Source organism: Caulobacter segnis (assembly GCF_031454995.1).
GTDB classification, from domain to species: Bacteria; Pseudomonadota; Alphaproteobacteria; order Caulobacterales; family Caulobacteraceae; genus Caulobacter; species Caulobacter segnis_E.
The window spans coordinates 1224694-1239101 of sequence record NZ_JAVDRV010000002.1 but is presented as its reverse complement, the minus strand read 5'-3'; the positions used below and the strand labels follow the sequence as shown (position 1 = coordinate 1239101).

Below are 14408 nucleotides of genomic sequence, written 5' to 3'. Positions count from 1 at the left end.
AAGCCCGGCCTTGTCGCCGGGCTTTTCTTTTGCGCGCTAGCCGGCCACCAGCGCCTTCAGTTGATGGACGGCGCGATCCGGCGGCGACTGGTAGGCGATCGGGGCGACGAACTGGCCCTGGGCGTCGAACAGATAGACCGACGAGGAATGGTCGATCGTGTAGCCACCGCCATCCTGCGGGACCTTCTGATAGTAGACACGGTAGGCCTTGGCCGCCTTGGCGACGGCGTCGGGCGTCCCTGTGAAGCCCTGGATGCGCGGATCGAAGTTCGAGAGATAGAGTCTCATCTGCTCGGGCGTGTCGCGCTCGGGATCGACCGAGACGAACACCACGTTCAGCTTGTCGGCGTCCGGCCCCAGCATCTTCAGCCAGACCGTCAGGTCCGTCAGCGTGGTCGGGCAGACCTCCGGGCAATAGGTGAAGCCGAAGAAGATCGCCGTGGGCTTGCCCAGCAGCGACTTCTCGGTGACCGGCTTGCCGTTCATGTCGACCAGATTGAACGGCCCGCCGATCTTGACCAGCGAGCGGGCGGGACCCGCGCCGCCCTGGCGGTCGCAGGCCGCCAGGGGCGCGGCCGCCAGCAGCACGGCCGCGGCGACGAGAAGCGCTCGCCGCATCAGTGGGCCATGCCCGACATGGGAGGCATCTGGACGACGGCCTCGATGGTCACCGGCGCGCCCTTCTTGAACTTCAGGGTCAGCGGCACCTTGGCGCCTTCTTTCAGCTGCGCCTTGGGGGCGATCAGCATGATGTGGTCGGCGCCGGGCTTCAGCGCCACGGTCTTGCCGGCGGGCAGGGCCACGCCGTCGGCCAGCTTGCGCATCCGCATCACGCCGCCGTCCATCGACATGGTGTGAATTTCGCCGTGGTCGGCCGTCGGAGTCTCGACCGCCACCAGGCGGTCCTCGCCCTTGGCGGTCAGGGTCACGTAGCAGCCGGCGGCCATCGCGCCGGCGACCGTGGGACGACACCAGGCGTTGGTCGCGGCCACCTTCGCGGCCACCTTAGCGGAGGGCGCGGCCTGGGCGGCCGAGGCGATCGCCGCGGCGGAGACGGCGATCAGGGTCAGGGTCTTCATGGTCAGGCTCCAGTTTTGAGGGGCGGCGAGGTCAGTCGCCGAAGAACGAGATTGATCAAAAGGGCCGCGATCAGCGACGCGCCGACTAGCGGGTACAATAGGGGCCGCGGCGGTACGGTCGCCATGGGGTGAGGTGGAGTTTCCGTGAGGGCTTTCAGGGGTCTTGATTTTGGACATCGCGAGGCTCCGAGACATGGTCGGATCAGAAGTTGACGGTCACGCCGCCGAACACCGAACGGCCGTCGCCCGGCCACAGGATGGCGGTGGCGGCGGTCCAGGTGGTCGCGGCCTGGGTGTTGGAGACATAGGCCTTGTCCGTGAGGTTCCGCGCGTCGAGAAACAGCGACACGGACGGGGTCGCCTTCCAGCCCGCGTTCAGGTTCAGGATCGCGTAGCCGGGGGCCTTCTGGGTGTTCTTGTAGTCGATCCACTGATCGGTGGCCGACCACTCGATCGACGGGGCCACGAACCAACCGCGCGGGTCGTCATAGCGGACTTCCGACCGGTAGAAGTGCTTGGGCACGATCGGCAGGCGGTTGTCTCGGTAGTCGACGTCGTCCTTGAAGTGGAAGTCCGAATAGGTCCAGGTCTGGCGGATCCGCCACTTGGGCGCGACGGCCCAGTCGAGCGCCGCCTCGATCCCCTGGTGCAGGGTCTTATCGGCGTTGAAGGTGGCGGCCGGGATCGACGAACTGACCGCGTACTGCAGCATCTCGTCCTTCAGCTCGGCGCGGTAGAGCGTGACGTCGTAGGTGAAGGGGCCGTGATGGCCCCGCGCGCCGACTTCGCCCGTCCAGGCCTTTTGCGGTTTCACGGGCGTGAAGCCGGTGTTCATCGGGGTCATGGAGCCGAAGTTCGGGGGCTCGACCGAACGGGTCAAGTTGGCGAAGGCCTGATCGCCGGCGTCGTTCCGCCAGAGCAGGCCCACGCGGGGCGAGATCCAGTTGTAGGTCTTCGAAGCGTCCAGATTGAATGTGCTCTTTACGCCTGGAACCGCGACGCTGGCGTAATCGCGTTCGGCCTGGCCCCAGGTCGCGCCGCCGACGAGGGCTAGACGCTCGGTGACGAACAGCCGGCCTTCGCCGAAGACGTCCATGGCCTTGGCGTCTTGGTACGAGATCGACTGCAACGCCCCGCGCGCGCCGCGTGGATTGATATAGAAATGAGAATCCAGATCGCCTTGGCGATACCAGGCGCCGAAGAAGGCGTCGGCGCGTTTGCCGCCGATCTCGCCGTCCCAGTCGAACCGGCCGAAAGCCCCGTAGTTGCGGCTTTCCTGGTCGATGACTTGGAAGATCGGGTGGTCCAGCTCCTTCCAGACGCCATACAGCGCGCCCTCGAAGACCAATTGGTCGCTCAGGCGCCAGGTCGTCCGCAGCGAGGCGCGCGCGCCTCGCTGGTTGCGGCCCTGGTCGGCGTTGGCGTTGCCGGCCGATGTCTGGCGCGGATTGGCGTTGAACTGCGCCAGTGTCAGCGCGCCAGGAATTTCCTGGTTGATGTTCGAGCCGTTGACGATGACGCGCACCTCGCGGTCCTGGCCGAACGAGCGGCCTACGCTTAGGCTGCCGAACTGGATGTTCTGCTGGCTCTGCGATCGCCAGCCCTGGCTCGTCTGGTTGGTGGCGGCCGCGTAGACGTCCCAGTCTCCCGGCTGACGAGCGATGGCGACGTGCTCGCGCAGCAGGCCGTAGGAGCCGCCGTCGATCCGGACTTGGTTTGCGAAGCCTGCGTCTTTGCCGGTGGGGGTGACCATGTTGATCGCCCCGCCCAGCAGAGCGCCGCCGAAACGCAGGGCGTTGCCGCCGCGATAGACCTCGGCGTAGCGGGTGTTCAGCGGGTCGGCGACCTGGCTATCGCCGTAGCCGTCGGCCTCGTTCAGCGGCACGCCGTCCTGGGCGATCAGGAGGCCTCGGTTGTGGTTGGCGTTACCGACGCCCGAGCCGCGGATCGAGATGCGGATGTCGCCGCCCCACTTGCGCTGGGCGTAGACGCCGGGCGCGTCTCGCAGCATGTCGTCGAGCGCCAGGGCTTGGCGGTTGATATAGCTCTCTTGCGAGATCACCGACACCGCGCCAGGGGTCTCGGACAGGCGCTTGCGGGCGTCGGCGACGACAGGCGGGTCCTCGGGATTGCGGCGGGCGGTGACGATGACCGATGAGACTTCGGTGTCAGCCTCGGGCTTCGCGGCGGCGTGGGCGACAGGCGGAACGAAGACAGCCATGGTCGAGGCGGCCAAGAGGAGGGACTTCATGAGAGGGTCCTTGGGCGCGGATTGCGCGCCAGACAAGCAAGACTGAAAAGGCGGAAAGGGCGTGCGCGAGCGGGCGCGACCGCAGGGCGGCGCTTACGCTCCAGCGCGCGGCCGAAGGCTAGATCAGCTGGCTGGGAGGACCTCTGGCCGGCAGGGGCGGGGCGGCGAGGCCTCGTCCCGGGGCGAGATAGGTGGCGCGCGCGGGTTCGGCTGGCGCGTAGGCGACGAATTCGACCTTGGCCGTCGTGACCGCGCTGGGCGGCTGGGCCGCCGCGCCATGACCGGCGAACGGGCAGGGCGTATCGTGCGCGGACTTGTCGGCGCCGCCCTTCTCGTCCTGATGGCCGGCGAGGGCCTCGCCGGGCTGGACGATCTTGGCGCCGTCGCCGGTGCACAGCACCAGGGCGAACGGCAGGCCATTGCGCGGATCCGGCGCGGTCATGAAACCAGCCGGGATCATCACCTTGAAGGCGACCGCCAGCGCCGCGAGCGTCATGAAGACGGCGCGGGCCATGGGGCGGCGATGAAGCGGCGGGCAAGTCACGATGATAGCCCTTTAGGGGATGGCGCCGCGCTTGTCGCCTCCGTGTTGATCCGGAGCTTCTAAGGGTTCGGCGCGGCGGGGTCGCGTCCGTCCGAGGTCTGGCCTATATACGCGCGCTCGAAGCCGGCGCCCGAGGCGTCCCGCGAAGCAAGGCCATGACGTTTCAGCCCGCCCGATTTTCCGTCGCCCCGATGATGGACTGGACCGACCGGCACTGCCGGTCGCTGCATCGCGTCCTGTCCAGCCGCGCGCTGCTCTACACCGAGATGGTGACCAGTGGGGCGGTGGTCCATGGCGACCGCGAAAAGCTGCTGGGCTTTGACGCCGGCCAACATCCGGTGGCGCTGCAGCTCGGCGGATCTGACCCGGCCGAGTTGGCCCAGGCCGCTCGGATCGGGGAGGATTGGGGCTATGACGAAATCAATCTGAACGTCGGCTGTCCCTCGGACCGCGTCCAGAGCGGCCGCTTCGGCGCCTGCCTGATGCGCGAGCCGGACTTGGTGGCCGAGTGCATGGCGGCGATCCAGGGCGCGGTGAAGGTTCCCGCGACGGTGAAGTGCCGGATCGGCGTCGACGACCAGGATCCCGAGGAGAGCCTCTTCGCCCTGGTCGACCGCTGCGCCGCCGCCGGGATCGACAACTTCATCGTCCACGCCCGCAAGGCCTGGCTGCAAGGCCTGTCGCCGAAGGAGAACCGGGACATCCCGCCGCTGGACTACGACCTTGTCTATCGGCTCAAGCGCGAGCGGCCGAGCCTGACCATCGCGATCAACGGCGGCGTGCCCAGCGTCGACGCGGCGCTGGAGCATCTGGCCAATGGCGTCGACGGCGTGATGGTGGGCCGCGCGGCCTATCACGAGGCCGGCCTGCTGGGCGAGGTCGACCGGCGGGTGTTCGGGCTGGATGTCGCGGACGTCGACAGCTTCGAGGCGGTCGAGCGCTATCTGCCCTATCTGGCGCGGGAACTGGCGGCGGGGACGCACCTGGCGGCCATGACGCGGCACATGCTGGGCCTGTTCCATGGTCTGCCGGGCGCGCGGGCGTGGCGGCGCATCCTGACGGTCGAAGGCGTCAAGGCCGGCGCGGGGCTGGATGTGGTGGATCGCGCCCTGGACGCGGTGCGTTCGGCGCTGGCCTCGCGGGAGGAGCGGACAGCGCCCGCCGCCTGAGACTAGGGGTGCAGGATCAGGGCTTCCGGCGTGGCCTCGAACCGAGACAGGCGGCCCAGATAGCTCATGCCCAGCAGCGAATTTTCGAGGCCCTTCTCGATGACCAGGGCGTCGACGTCGCGCACCTTGGCGCCGGCGATGGCGACGCTGGCCAGCTTGACCGAGGCGGCGCGGGTGCGGCCGTCGGCGGTGATCACGTTGTAGTCGTAGGTGAGTTTGCTGGTGTCGATGCCCAGGCGCTGGGCGTCGGCCATACTGAGCGAGACGGCGGTGGCGCCGGTGTCGACGAGAAAGCGGACGTCGTGGCCGTCGACGGCGGCCTTGGCCCAGAAGTGACCGTCGCTGTCCTTGGTGATCTCGGCCGAGCCGCTGTCGGAGCCGCCCAGGGTGGCGGTCGCGGCCGAAGGCGCGCGCAGATCCGGATGACGCAGATCGTCCAGTGAGACGACGGCCTTGGCCGCGCCTACCGCCGACAGGGCGCCCACCAAAGCGATCGCCGCGAACCTAAACATCGAAGACATCCCGCCTTATAGGCTCCCAAGACCGCTTCTGCGGCTTTCTTCAATCATTAGGAGGCAGGCGTTTTCAAGGCGTGAATCCGGCGGGCGTTTTGTGTGGAGGCGCGCGGCCGTCTTTTTTGGAACCTGGAATATGCGATCCCACGGCAGTCAATATTACATCGAAGTAATGTTTCTGGGGTTTTATATAATATAATTCATGTATTCGATTTAACTTCTCTCGTATTCCGCGTGGCGCTATCCCGTTGGCGTCTAGTAAATGGCTCATCGAGGGAAACACACCATGAAAGCGCTGATCATCGCCACCGTCGCCTTTGGGGCTTTCGCCGGCGTCGCGCAGGCTGGAGTCTCGAACCTGGATTATCTGGAGGCGGCGCGGTGTCGCGGCCTGGCGTCCTCGGAAAATCTCGGCAAGCTCGATACGACCGCTCTAGATTCCTTCCTGAAGGCCGAGAGCGCTTCGCGAGATCTGGCCGTGCTCAACTCGGCCAACAACAAAATCCTGTCGGCGCGCAAGGAGGCCGACGCCGCCGAGGGCGACAAGAAGGCCAAACTGCTAGCCAAGCGCGACGGCGCCTGCGCCGCCTATCTCGCCGGCGGCAAGTAAGGTCTCAGCGCCCCGTGGTCGCCGCCATCAGGGCGACCATCGGGTCCGGGCGATCGGGGAGGGCGGCGGTGATCGCCGCCCGTTCAGCGTCGCTCAGCTTCGCCCAACCGGCGATCTCGGCCAGGGTGCGGCGGCAACCCAGGCAGTAGCCGCTCGCGCCATCCACCGCGCACACCTTCACGCAAGGCGTAGCGATCGGGCGGGGCGGTCTGGCCGGCTGCGCTGTCGTCATGGCCTAAGCATCTCCGCTCCGCCGCCGACGCGCAAGCGGGCGGATCTCGGGCTCATCGGGGGTTGCTTTGGGCGCGGACGGGTTTAAGTCCGCGCTCATGACCGCTTCGCCCTTCGCCGACATCCGCCAACTCGCCGTCTCGCCGCCCGCGCCGGGGCCGTCTCCGACGCTGGAGCAGGGGGGGCGGCTCGCCGAGATTTCGGCCTGGCTCACGGCTTGGAGCGGCAAGAGCCCGCCGGCGGTGAACCGTCCGGTGGTGGCGCTGTACGCCGGCGCCCGCCAGGGCGTGGGACCGCGCGGCTACGCCCGCGACCGTCTGGAAGCCATCGCCTCGGGCGGCGCGACCGTCTCGCGCCTGGCCGGCGTCCAGGGCGCGGGGCTGGAGGCCTTCGACCTCGCCATCGACCGCCCGTCGCCGGACTCCGTCGAAAAGCCCTCGATGAGCGAGAAGGAAGCCGCCGCCACCATGGCCTTCGGCATGGAGGCCCTGGCCAAGCAGCCCGATCTGCTGATCCCCGGCGTCATCGTGGCGGAGCCGGCCCGCACCGCCGCCGCCGTCTGCCTGGCGCTGTTCGGCGGCGAGGCCTCGGACTGGTCGGATGATCCCGAACCCGTCGCCGCCGCGGTCGCCCGCGCCAAGGCCGAGGGCATGACCGACGATCCGCTTGAGATCCTGCGTCAACTGGGCGGGCGCGAGACCGCCGCGGTGCTCGGTGCGATCCTGGCCGCACGCGTTCAGAAAGTTCCGGTTCTGCTGGACGGCTATGCCGCCTGCGCCGCCGCGGCCATCCTCCGCGCGGTCGAGCCAACGGCGATCGACCATTGTCTCGCCGCGCATGTGAGTCCCGCCAAGGGACACGCCCGCCTGCTCGACATCCTCGACAAGCGCCCGCTTCTGGCGCTCGATATCGTTGACGAGGAGGGCGTCGGCGGCGCCTCGGCCCTGGCTCTCGTCAAGCTGGCCTGCGAGGTTCGGTAGGCGGATCGGCTTCAGCTTAAGTGAACGTGGATCATGTTTGCTTCCGTTGACGCTAACGTCATCTTTCCAAACGGTCGTTCGACCGATATCGTGGCGCTCGAAACGCAATAACGGCCTCCCGTAGAGAGGCCGATTGGAACGGGAGCTGGCCATGAATCTCGACTTCTCGCCCGAGGACCTCGCCTTCCGCGATGAGGTGCGCGCCTTCATCGCCGAGAACTATCCGGCGGGCCTGCGCGAAAAGCAGGAAGAGGGCGAGGAAATGGCCAAGGAGGACTTCCTCTCCTGGCACCGCGTCCTGGCCAAGAAGGGCTGGGTGGCCCCGGCCTGGCCGACCCAATACGGCGGTCCGGGCTGGTCTTCGGTTCAGCGCTACATCTGGTCGGAAGAGACCGCCCGCGCCGACTGCGTGCCGATCCTGCCGTTCGGCATCAACATGGTCGGGCCGGTGATCTACACCTTCGGCACGCCGGAGCAGAAAGAGCGCTTCCTGCCGCCGACCCTGTCGGGCGACATCTGGTGGTCGCAGGGCTATAGCGAGCCGGGCGCCGGTTCGGACCTGGCCAGCCTCAAGACCAAGGCCGAGCGCTTCACCGGCGACGACGGCAAGGAATACTATCTGGTCAACGGCCAGAAGACCTGGACCACCCTGGCCCAGCACGGCGACTGGATTTTCTGCCTGGTCCGCACCGACCCGAACGCCAAGATCCAGGAAGGCATCTCGTTCCTGCTGATCGACATGAAGTCGCCCGGCGTGACCGTGCGCCCGATCATCACTCTGGGCGGCGAGCACGAGGTCAATGAGGTCTGGCTCGAGAACGTCAAGGTGCCGGTCGAGAACCGCATCTACGAGGAGAACAAGGGCTGGACCTGCGCCAAGTTCCTGCTGGCCCACGAGCGCTCCGGCATCGCCGGCGTGGCGCGCTCCAAGCGCGGCATCGAACGCATCCGCCAGATCGCCTCGACCGAGCTCTCCGACGACGGCTCGGCCCTGATCAAGGACCCGATGTTCAAGCGCAAGGTCGCCGAGCTGGAGATCGACCTGACGGCGCTGGAATACACCGAACTGCGCACCCTGGCCGGTGAAGCGGCCGGCAAGGGCCCCGGTCCGGAGTCGAGCCTGCTGAAGATCAAGGGCACCGAGATCCAGCAGCGGATCACCGAGCTGGTGCTGGAGGCCGCCGGCCACTACGGCGCGCCGTACTTCCGCGGCTTCCCGACCGACGGCGACAACGCCCACCCGATCGGCCCCGACTTCGCCCACCGCGCCGCGCCGACCTATTTCAACGTCCGCAAGACGTCGATCTATGGCGGCTCCAACGAGATCCAACGCAACATCATCGCCAAGATGGTGCTGGGGCTCTAGCGCCGGCGACCCAACCGGGCCGCGGCGCGGCACGGACTCCGCCTCTCATATTTCAACGACCCGGCTCGAACGCCGGGCGATAGAAGAACGGAAACCCAGGGATGGATTTCAACTTCACCGAAGAGCAGTCGATGGTCCGCGACACGGTCGCGAGCTTCCTGGCTGACAAGTACGACTTCGAAACCCGCCGCAAGATCGTCAGCTCGGACAGCGGCTGGCGGGCCGACTACTGGAAGGCGTTCGCCGAGGAGCTGGGCATCCTGGGGGCCTCGTTCAGCGAGGAGCTGGGCGGCCTGGGCGGCGGCGCGGTCGACAACATGATCATCATGGAGGAGTTCGGTAAGGCGCTGGTCATCGAGCCCTACCTCGGCACCGTCGTCATCGGCGGTGGCTTCATGAAGCACTCGGGCTATGCCGGGGCCGCCTCGGTGATCGAGGGCGTCGTGGGCGGCATGACCACCATCGCCTTCGCCTATGCCGAGCCGCAGGCCCGCTACACCTGGCGCGACCTGAAGACCACCGCCAAGAAAGACGGCGGCGGCTGGGTCCTGAACGGCCACAAGGCCGTGGTGATCGGCGCCCCGTTCGCCACCCACCTGATCGTCACCGCCCGCACCGGTGGGGCCCAGCGCGACGCTGGCGGCGTCGGCGTGTTCCTGGTCGACAAGAGCCTGCCGGGGATCGTCACCCGCGACTATCCCACCGTCGACGGCAACCGCGCCTCGGAAGTCTATTTCGAGAACGTCTCGGTCCCCGCCGACGCGCTGATCGCCGAGGATGGCCTGGCCCTGGTCGACAAGGTCATCGACGAGGCCACCGCCGCCGTCGGCGCCGAGGCCGTGGGCGTGCTGCGCAAGCTGCACGAGGGCACGCTGGACTACGCCAAGCAGCGCAAGCAGTTCGGCACGGCCATCGCCAACTTCCAGGTGCTGCAGCACCGCATGGTCGACATGTTCATCGAGGTCGAGCAGTCGGTGTCGATGACCTACATGGCCACCATCAAGCTCGAGGAAGACGCCGACGAGCGCGCCAAGGCGGTCTCTGCCATGAAGGTCCGCGTCGGCCGCGCCTGCAAGTTCGTGGGCCAGAACGCCATCCAGATCCATGGCGGCATGGGCATGACCGACGAGCTGGCCATCGGCCACTACTTCAAGCGCGCCAGCCTGATCGAAGGGCTCTTCGGCTCGGTGGACCACCATCTGAAGCGCTATGAGTCGCTGTCGTTCGACGCCGCGGCCTGACGAGCGCGGCTCGGTCCACGGAGCAACCCTCGAAAATACCCGGGCCGCCCGCGTCACGCTGACGCGGGCGGCCTTTTCATGAGCGCGCCGCGGCTCGCCGCTGAAGGCGCCCATGAACGTAAACCTGGCGTCGGGATGGGGTGGGCGGACAATCGCCTATCGCCCGCGCGGCTTGGCCCGCGTGACGCCGAGCGGAGCGGCGGGTCCGCCTGGTTTGTGCGTAAGCGGATGAATTTTCCCTTGTGGCGAGGGCGTTGGCGCGGCCGTCGGACAAGCTCGCTCGCGCGTTTTGTCGCGTTGCCGACGCACGCTAGAGGCGCGAACCTCATCTCGACGCGCTGACGACTAGGAGGGGACCACCCCTGTAAGCCGCGCGCGTCTCCTGATCCTAACCGATCATCTGGGAGGCGCCGCAATGAACGTATCGAAGATGAACCACGCCATGCTCTCGTTCGCTTTCATGGGCGGGATGCTGGTGGGTGGTCGTTCGAGCCCGAAGCCCGTCAAGTCGTCCGCCAAGTCAGGACGAAAGTAAGTCTCCAAGTGTCACCAAGTGTTACAACCCCCAAGGCGAAGGCCTCTGTCGGAACCGGCGGAGGCCTTCTTCCTGGGTTTTAGCCCTTCGGCTTGGCCGCCGTGTTGCACTCGGTGATGGCGGCGTCGTCCAGCGGTTCGCCGCGATAGTTGAAGGCGGTCAGTTCGCCCAGTTGGCCGGCCAGCTTGCGGCAGGCGCGCGCCACGGGGAGGGCCCGGACCTTGGTCGTGGTGCAAACCTCGGCCTTGCAGCGCCAGACCGACCCGTCCTGGATGAATTGCTCGCTGGTGGCGGGCGTCTTCAGCTTGAGCCAGGCGCCTTCGCTGTCGGCGGCGAAGGCGGAGCCGGCCGACAGGCCAGCCATGAGAGCGCAGGCCATCAGGCCCGCGTGAGCAGCGGTACGCATTCCTTAGTCCCCTATCCCCGCGCCGGATGGGAGTTCCGGCGCACGAGCACACGCGGTCCACGATGACCGTCGGCTCACGAGCATAGTGCGTCTCTTTTAGAAACTAAGTCAACTGGCGAAGCGCGGCCGGTTCGCCCGCGACGTCGATTTCGCCGTCCCAGTTCAGCAGGGCGGGGGTGACGTCCTCGGCTTTCTCGACCGCGCGCCAGGCGTTCAGCAGGCTGGGCGGGGTGAGTCCCAGATCCACCGTGTGCCGGATGAGGGCGAAGAACGGGTCCCAGAAGCCGCCGGGGTTATGGAACACGATCGGCTTCTGGTGAAGATCTAAACGGCGCCAAGATAGCAATTCGACGATTTCTTCCAGGGTGCCGATGCCGCCGGGCAACACGACGAAGGCGTCCGAGCGCTCGAACATCAGCATCTTGCGCTCGTGCATCGTCTCGACGATCACGGTCTCGACGTCGTCGAAAGGCTGCTCGCGTCCCCGCAGGAAGCTGGGAATGACGCCCAGCACCGCGCCGCCGGCCGAGTGGGCGCCCCGCGCGGCCGCGCCCATCAGTCCGACGCCGCCGCCGCCATAGACGAGCTTCAGGCCGGCCCTGGCGAAACTCTCGCCGATCAATTGGGCGTCCGTCAGGTAGCTGGGATCGACGGTGTTGGACGATCCGCAATAGACGCAGACCGAGCCCAGACGGCTAGACTCGTTGGGCATCGTCGTCCACTCCACACAAAAGACGAAAGGCGCGCGGCCTCGCGCGCCTTCGAACCGTTCCTATTTGAGGGCGCATGATCAGGATTCGCTTCCGGGGTTGCAAGCCGCCGATCGTCGCGGGGGGATTGGCCGCGGCGCTGCTGGCCGCCTGCGGACCTAGCGCGCCCAAGCCCGTCGACGCGCCGGAGACGATCGACAGCGCCGAGGCCGGCTATGTCGCGCCGCCGATCGTCGAGAGCGTCCAGCGGGCTGGCGGCGCGATCACGCTGTCGGGCCAAGGCGCGGCCGAGACCGATCTGCGCCTTCGTTCGCCCACCGGTGAGACCGTGTCGGGGCGGTCCGACAAGGAAGGACGCTGGAGCCTGACCGTCGCCAACGCCCCCGGCGTCCGCCTGTTCGGTCTTTCGACCACCCGGGAGGGCCGCTCGGTGCAGGCCGAGGGTTACGTCATGGTGGCCGAGGGCGGCGACGTGGCGCTCTTGCGCGCCGGCGCCGGCGCCCGACGCTTGGCGGCGTCGTCTTCCTCGCCGCGCATCCTCGCGATCGATCTTGATCGCGAGGGCGGGGCGGTGGTGTCTGGCGTGGCGACGCCGGGCGCGGGGCTGAATGTCCGGGTTGATCGCGTGACGCGCGGCGGCGGACGCACCGACGACGAGGGGCGGTTCTTCATCTCCCTGACCGATTCCCTGGCTCCGGGGCCCCACGACATCCAAGTGGCGGGGGATGGTGGCGAAACGGCCGTGTCGGTCGTGACCTCTCCTCCGCGGCCGCTGGTGACCGGTCCGTTCCGCGCCGAGCGCGCGCCGCAGGGCTGGCGGATCGACTGGATGACGCCCGGCGGCGGGATCCAGACCACCCTGCTGATCGGCGGGCCACGATGAGGGGCATGGGCGGCCCGCCCGCGCGGGGGCGCGAGGCCGCGGCCGGCGCCATCGCCAAGGGCGAACAGCCCGTGCGGTTCTGGAGCGCCATGGGCGATCTGGTTCGGCTGGTCATGCGCTCAGGCGCGCCCGGCCTGCGCTGGCGGGTCGCGGTCGCCCTGATCCTGACGCTGACCGGCAAGGCGCTGGGCGTGCTGGCGCCGCTGATGCTGGGCAAGGCGGTCAATCAGCTGTCGGCGGGGCAGAGCGCCGCCGTCGCCGTGAGCTGGGCCTTCGCGGGCCTGGCGGTCGGCTGGGCGTTCGTCCGCTTCGTCTCGGCTGCGGCGCCCCAGGCTCGCGACACGATCTTCACGCCGGTCGCCCAGGCCGCCCAGAACCGGGCGGCGGTCGAGACCTTCTCGCACGCCCTGTCGCTGTCGATCGACTTCCACCAGTCCAAGCGGACCGGTTCGCTGTCGCGGGTGATCGACCGGGGCGCGCGGTCGATGGATTTCCTGCTGCGCAGCCTGGCCTTCAACCTCGCGCCCACCGGCGTCGAGTTGATCATGGCCGCCGTCGTGCTGGCCAAGGCCTATGACTGGCGGTTCGCGGCCATCGCGTTGGGCACCGTGGCGGTTTACGGCTATCTGACCTTCGCGATCTCGGACTGGCGCATCGGCCATCGTCGGGTTCTGAACGAGGCCGATGCCGAGGCCGCGGGCCGCGCGGTGGACGCCTTGCTGAACTACGAGACGGTCAAGTCGTTCGGCGCGGAGGAGAGGGCGGTCGCCGGCTATGGCGGGGCGCTGGATCGCTATGGCGAAGCCCAGATCAAGGCGACCAACTCGCTGAACCTGCTGAACATGGTGCAGGCGGCCGTGATGAGCGTGGGCCTGGGCGGCATGGCGGTGCTGGCGGGGGCGGAGGCCGCGACCGGTCGCATCGGGCCCGGGGACGTCACGGCGGCCATCCTGATCCTGATCAATCTCTACGCCCCGCTGAACATCCTCGGCTTCGCCTATCGCGAGATCCGCCAGTCGCTGATCGACATGGAGGCGATGATGGAGCTGCGCCGACAGAGCGCCGACGTGGCCGACGCTCCGGACGCCATCGACCTGCCGCCCGGCGCCGATCGCAGGGGCGGGGCGGTGGCGTTCGAGAAGGTCTCCTTCCGCCATGGCGCCCGCTCCGAGGGCCTGGCGGACGTCTCGCTGACGCTCGCGCCGGGAACGACCGTGGCCATTGTCGGCCCCTCGGGCGCGGGCAAGACCACGCTGGTGAGACTGGCCCTGAGGATGATCGATCCGCAGGAGGGCCGGATCACCCTGGATGGGCATGATCTGCGCGCGCTGACCCAGGCCTCGCTGAGGCGGGCGGTGGCGCTGGTGCCGCAGGACGTGGCGCTGTTCAACGACACCCTGGCCGCCAACATCGCCTTCGCCCGGCCCCAGGCGACCGAGGCCGAGGTCTGGGCGGCGGCGGAGGCGGCGGAGCTCGGCGAATTCATCCGCAACCTGCCAGAGGGCATGGCCACCAAGGTCGGCGAGCGCGGCCTGAAGCTTTCCGGCGGCGAGCGCCAGCGGGTCGGCATCGCCCGGGCCCTGCTGGCCGATCCGCGCGTGCTGATCCTGGACGAGGCGACCAGCGCGCTGGACAGCCGGACCGAGGCCGCCATCCAAGCGACGCTGCGCAAGGCGCGGGCGGGACGCACGACGCTGGTCGTGGCGCACCGGCTCTCGACCATCGCCGACGCCGACGAGATCGTGGTGCTGCGGCGAGGCAAGGTGGTCGAGCGCGGCCGACACGAAGCGCTGCTGGAGGCCAGCGGCGAGTATGCCGCCCTGTGGCGGCGCCAGACTCGCGAGCGCGAACCGGTTTAGGCCTTCGCCGCGCCCGGCGGGGAGACTAT

At 68.2% G+C, this 14408-nt stretch carries 16 protein-coding genes; 8 read left to right on the top strand and 8 right to left on the bottom strand.

Features of this window, described 5'->3' with window-relative positions:
- Positions 1–36: 36 nt before the first annotated feature.
- The 4 genes from J2728_RS11710 to J2728_RS11695 all read right to left on the bottom strand — a co-directional run bounded on the left by J2728_RS11710 (position 37) and on the right by J2728_RS11695 (position 3844).
- On the bottom strand, positions 37–618 hold the full coding sequence (locus J2728_RS11710) for an SCO family protein (RefSeq protein ID WP_309999260.1): 582 nt from the start codon (positions 616–618) through the stop codon (positions 37–39).
- On the bottom strand, positions 618–1079 hold the full coding sequence (locus J2728_RS11705) for a copper chaperone PCu(A)C (protein WP_309999259.1): 462 nt from the start codon (positions 1077–1079) through the stop codon (positions 618–620). The genes J2728_RS11710 and J2728_RS11705 overlap by 1 nt, the downstream gene beginning before the upstream one ends.
- A 202-nt stretch (positions 1080–1281) precedes the next feature.
- On the bottom strand, positions 1282–3300 hold the full coding sequence (locus tag J2728_RS11700) for a TonB-dependent receptor family protein (protein ID WP_404979750.1): 2019 nt from the start codon (positions 3298–3300) through the stop codon (positions 1282–1284).
- 148 nt (positions 3301–3448) lie between these two features.
- Entirely contained in the window at positions 3449–3844 is a 396-nt protein-coding gene (locus tag J2728_RS11695) for a DUF2946 family protein (RefSeq protein ID WP_309999257.1), read from the bottom strand.
- Between the two features lie 185 nt (positions 3845–4029).
- Between J2728_RS11695 and dusA the strand changes: the two genes are divergently transcribed.
- A complete protein-coding gene (gene dusA, locus J2728_RS11690; protein WP_309999256.1) occupies positions 4030–5043 on the top strand; it encodes a tRNA dihydrouridine(20/20a) synthase DusA in 1014 nt (337 codons plus the stop codon).
- Between the two features lie 2 nt (positions 5044–5045).
- Here the strand turns inward: dusA and J2728_RS11685 are convergent, their stop codons facing one another.
- A complete protein-coding gene (locus tag J2728_RS11685; RefSeq protein WP_309999254.1) occupies positions 5046–5564 on the bottom strand; it encodes a TIGR02281 family clan AA aspartic protease in 519 nt (172 codons plus the stop codon).
- Positions 5565–5844: 280 nt separating this feature from the next.
- Between J2728_RS11685 and J2728_RS11680 the strand changes: the two genes are divergently transcribed.
- The gene (locus J2728_RS11680; RefSeq protein WP_309999252.1) at positions 5845–6168 is read left to right on the top strand and encodes a hypothetical protein; all 324 of its coding nucleotides are present in this window, start codon (positions 5845–5847) and stop codon (positions 6166–6168) included.
- 4 nt (positions 6169–6172) lie between these two features.
- Here J2728_RS11680 and J2728_RS11675 read toward each other — a convergent pair whose 3' ends face one another.
- A complete protein-coding gene (locus tag J2728_RS11675) occupies positions 6173–6400 on the bottom strand; it encodes a DUF1289 domain-containing protein (RefSeq protein WP_309999251.1) in 228 nt (75 codons plus the stop codon).
- Between the two features lie 97 nt (positions 6401–6497).
- On the opposite strand from J2728_RS11675, the gene J2728_RS11670 reads away from it, so the two are divergent.
- From J2728_RS11670 to J2728_RS11655, 4 genes are all read left to right on the top strand, one after another.
- A complete protein-coding gene (locus tag J2728_RS11670; protein ID WP_309999250.1) occupies positions 6498–7379 on the top strand; it encodes a nicotinate-nucleotide--dimethylbenzimidazole phosphoribosyltransferase in 882 nt (293 codons plus the stop codon).
- 151 nt (positions 7380–7530) lie between these two features.
- Positions 7531–8745: an acyl-CoA dehydrogenase family protein gene (locus J2728_RS11665; RefSeq protein WP_309999248.1), complete on the top strand. Its 1215-nt coding sequence runs from the start codon at positions 7531–7533 to the stop codon at positions 8743–8745.
- Between the two features lie 101 nt (positions 8746–8846).
- Entirely contained in the window at positions 8847–9986 is a 1140-nt protein-coding gene (locus J2728_RS11660) for an acyl-CoA dehydrogenase family protein (RefSeq protein WP_309999247.1), read from the top strand.
- A gap of 400 nt (positions 9987–10386) precedes the next feature.
- Positions 10387–10521 (top strand): hypothetical protein, encoded by a 135-nt coding sequence (locus tag J2728_RS11655; protein WP_309999472.1) that lies wholly within the window; start codon positions 10387–10389, stop codon positions 10519–10521.
- 79 nt (positions 10522–10600) lie between these two features.
- Here the strand turns inward: J2728_RS11655 and J2728_RS11650 are convergent, their stop codons facing one another.
- On the bottom strand, positions 10601–10927 hold the full coding sequence (locus J2728_RS11650) for a DUF8200 family protein (protein ID WP_309999245.1): 327 nt from the start codon (positions 10925–10927) through the stop codon (positions 10601–10603).
- Positions 10928–11030: 103 nt separating this feature from the next.
- The gene (locus J2728_RS11645) at positions 11031–11639 is read right to left on the bottom strand and encodes an LOG family protein (RefSeq protein ID WP_309999243.1); all 609 of its coding nucleotides are present in this window, start codon (positions 11637–11639) and stop codon (positions 11031–11033) included.
- Positions 11640–11713: 74 nt separating this feature from the next.
- On the opposite strand from J2728_RS11645, the gene J2728_RS11640 reads away from it, so the two are divergent.
- Both J2728_RS11640 and J2728_RS11635 read left to right on the top strand, forming a co-directional pair.
- On the top strand, positions 11714–12520 hold the full coding sequence (locus tag J2728_RS11640) for a hypothetical protein (protein WP_309999241.1): 807 nt from the start codon (positions 11714–11716) through the stop codon (positions 12518–12520).
- Positions 12451–14379, top strand: a complete 1929-nt coding sequence (locus J2728_RS11635) for an ABCB family ABC transporter ATP-binding protein/permease (RefSeq protein WP_309999471.1) — start codon at positions 12451–12453, stop codon at positions 14377–14379. Before J2728_RS11640 ends, J2728_RS11635 begins: the two co-directional genes overlap by 70 nt.
- The last annotated feature ends 29 nt before the right edge of the window (positions 14380–14408 follow it).

Bases quoted from the DNA above. Each gene is read 5' to 3' on its own strand.
- J2728_RS11705 (WP_309999259.1), bottom strand. From the start codon at position 1,079: ATGAAGACCCTGACCCTGATCGCCGTCTCCGCCGCGGCGATCGCCTCG.
- J2728_RS11650 (WP_309999245.1), bottom strand. From the start codon at position 10,927: ATGCGTACCGCTGCTCACGCGGGCCTGATGGCCTGCGCTCTCATGGCT.
- J2728_RS11645 (WP_309999243.1), bottom strand. From the start codon at position 11,639: ATGCCCAACGAGTCTAGCCGTCTGGGCTCGGTCTGCGTCTATTGCGGA.
- J2728_RS11640 (WP_309999241.1), top strand. From the start codon at position 11,714: ATGATCAGGATTCGCTTCCGGGGTTGCAAGCCGCCGATCGTCGCGGGG.
- J2728_RS11665 (WP_309999248.1), top strand. From the start codon at position 7,531: ATGAATCTCGACTTCTCGCCCGAGGACCTCGCCTTCCGCGATGAGGTG.
- J2728_RS11660 (WP_309999247.1), top strand. From the start codon at position 8,847: ATGGATTTCAACTTCACCGAAGAGCAGTCGATGGTCCGCGACACGGTC.
- J2728_RS11685 (WP_309999254.1), bottom strand. From the start codon at position 5,564: ATGTCTTCGATGTTTAGGTTCGCGGCGATCGCTTTGGTGGGCGCCCTG.
- J2728_RS11710 (WP_309999260.1), bottom strand. From the start codon at position 618: ATGCGGCGAGCGCTTCTCGTCGCCGCGGCCGTGCTGCTGGCGGCCGCG.
- J2728_RS11680 (WP_309999252.1), top strand. From the start codon at position 5,845: ATGAAAGCGCTGATCATCGCCACCGTCGCCTTTGGGGCTTTCGCCGGC.
- dusA (WP_309999256.1), top strand. From the start codon at position 4,030: ATGACGTTTCAGCCCGCCCGATTTTCCGTCGCCCCGATGATGGACTGG.
- J2728_RS11695 (WP_309999257.1), bottom strand. From the start codon at position 3,844: ATGGCCCGCGCCGTCTTCATGACGCTCGCGGCGCTGGCGGTCGCCTTC.
- J2728_RS11670 (WP_309999250.1), top strand. From the start codon at position 6,498: ATGACCGCTTCGCCCTTCGCCGACATCCGCCAACTCGCCGTCTCGCCG.
- J2728_RS11700 (WP_404979750.1), bottom strand. From the start codon at position 3,300: ATGGCTGTCTTCGTTCCGCCTGTCGCCCACGCCGCCGCGAAGCCCGAG.
- J2728_RS11675 (WP_309999251.1), bottom strand. From the start codon at position 6,400: ATGACGACAGCGCAGCCGGCCAGACCGCCCCGCCCGATCGCTACGCCT.